This window comes from Caulobacter sp. P1_B12_2 (genome assembly GCF_056406675.1).
Genome location: NZ_JBFTZS010000674.1, coordinates 1 through 1,689 on the forward strand (window position 1 = coordinate 1; position 1,689 = coordinate 1,689).

Sequence of the window (1,689 nt, forward strand, 5' to 3'; positions counted from 1 at the left end):
CCAGCCAACTGCCCGAGCTGTTCAACAACGTCTTCGCCCAGCATGTCGGCGACGCCGAGATCATCGCCGTGCCGCCCGGCCTGCACGCGCCCCTGCCCGACGACGCCAAGGTCCTGGTCGCCGCGCCGTTCCGCAAGGCCGGCGGCGTGCTGCCGGCCAAGGCTCCGGCCGGCTGGCCCTATGACGTCCAGTGGGTGCAGCTGGTCTCGGTCGGCATCGACTTCTATCCCGATTGGCTGTTCGACGGCCCGGTGGTGACCTCGGCGCGCGGCTCTTCCGCCGTCGCCCTCGCCGAATTCGCCCTGGCCGCCATTCTGGCCGACGCCAAGCGCCTGCCCGACATCTGGATCGACAAGGCGGAACGCTGGGCGCCCCAGCCGCTGAAGCTGATCGCCGGCACCACTCTGGGCCTGGTCGGCTTCGGAGCGATCGGCGAGGCCCTGGCCCCGCGCGCCCAGGCCCTGGGCCTGAACGTCATCGCCACCCGCCGTTCCGACAAGCCGATCCCGACCCCGGGCGTCGAGCGCGTGGCCGATCTGAAGACCCTGTTCGCCCGCAGCGACCATGTCGTGCTGGCGGCCCCCGCGACACCCGAGACCCAGCGCCTGATCGGCCGCGAAGTGCTGGCCGCCGCCAAGCCCGGCCTGCACCTGATCAACATCGCCCGCGGCGCTCTGATCGACGACGAGGCCCTGCTCGAAGCCTTGGACGACGGCCGCGTCGCCCGCGCCAGCCTCGACGTCACCCATCCCGAACCGCTGCCGGAAGGCCATCCCTTCTACAGCCACCCCAAGGTCCGGCTGTCGCCGCACACCTCGGTCCACACGCCCGACACCCGCATCAACCTGGCGACCCGCTTCGCCGCGAACCTGATCCGCTTCCGGTCCGGCGCGCCCCTGGCCGACGTCGTCGACCTGTCGCGCGGCTATTGAGAGACACCGCATGACCGCCATCAGCCCGGCCCGAGCCTTCAACACCCAGGGTCCCCACCCCGCCAAGATCGAGACCGTGCTGCCGGAGTTCGGCTCCAAGGTCCTGCCCGTCCAGCCGACCCACGAGCAAGAGCGGCTCTATCGCAAGCAGCGGCTGGCCGCCTCGTACCGCCTGTTCGGCCGTTATGGCTTCGACATGGGCGGCGCGGGCCACATCACCGCCCGCGACCCGGAGCTGACCGACCACTTTTGGGTCAATCCSTTCGGCGTGCATTTCTCGCGGATCAAGGTCTCGGACCTGATGCTGGTCAGCCATGCCGGTGAGATCGTCCAGCCGCCGGCCAAGGTCCCAGCCCGACTGAACCGCGCCGCCTTCGCCATTCACTCCCAACTGCACGAGGCGCGGCCCGACGTGGTCGCCGCCGCCCATTCGCACTCGCTGTACGGCAAGGCCTGGTCGGCCCTGGGCCGGCTGCTGGATCCCCTGACCCAGGACTCGGCCGCCTTCTACGACGACCACGCCCTGTTCGAGGAGTTCTCCGGCGTGGTGCTGGACGCCAGCGAGGGCCAGAAGATCGCCCGCGCCCTGGGGCCGAAGAAGGCGGTGATCCTGCAGAACCACGGCATCCTGACCGTCGGCCAGTCGGTCGAGGCCGCCGTCTGGCGCTACCTGGCGCTGGAAAACGCCTGCCAGACCCAGCTGCTGGCCGAGGCCGCCGGCCCGACCAAGCCGATGCCGCCGCAGGTGGCCAAGCAC

Annotated in this window: 2 protein-coding genes; both read left to right on the forward strand. The window is 70.6% G+C overall.

Features of this window, described 5'->3' with window-relative positions:
• A partial coding sequence (locus tag AC1DZ6_RS24750; protein ID WP_477099748.1) for a D-isomer specific 2-hydroxyacid dehydrogenase family protein occupies positions 1–932 on the forward strand: 932 nt, incomplete at its 5' end.
• A 10-nt stretch (positions 933–942) separates the two neighbouring features.
• Positions 943–1,689, forward strand: a 747-nt coding sequence (locus AC1DZ6_RS24755; RefSeq protein WP_477099749.1) for a class II aldolase/adducin family protein, incomplete at its 3' end; no start/stop codon positions are given.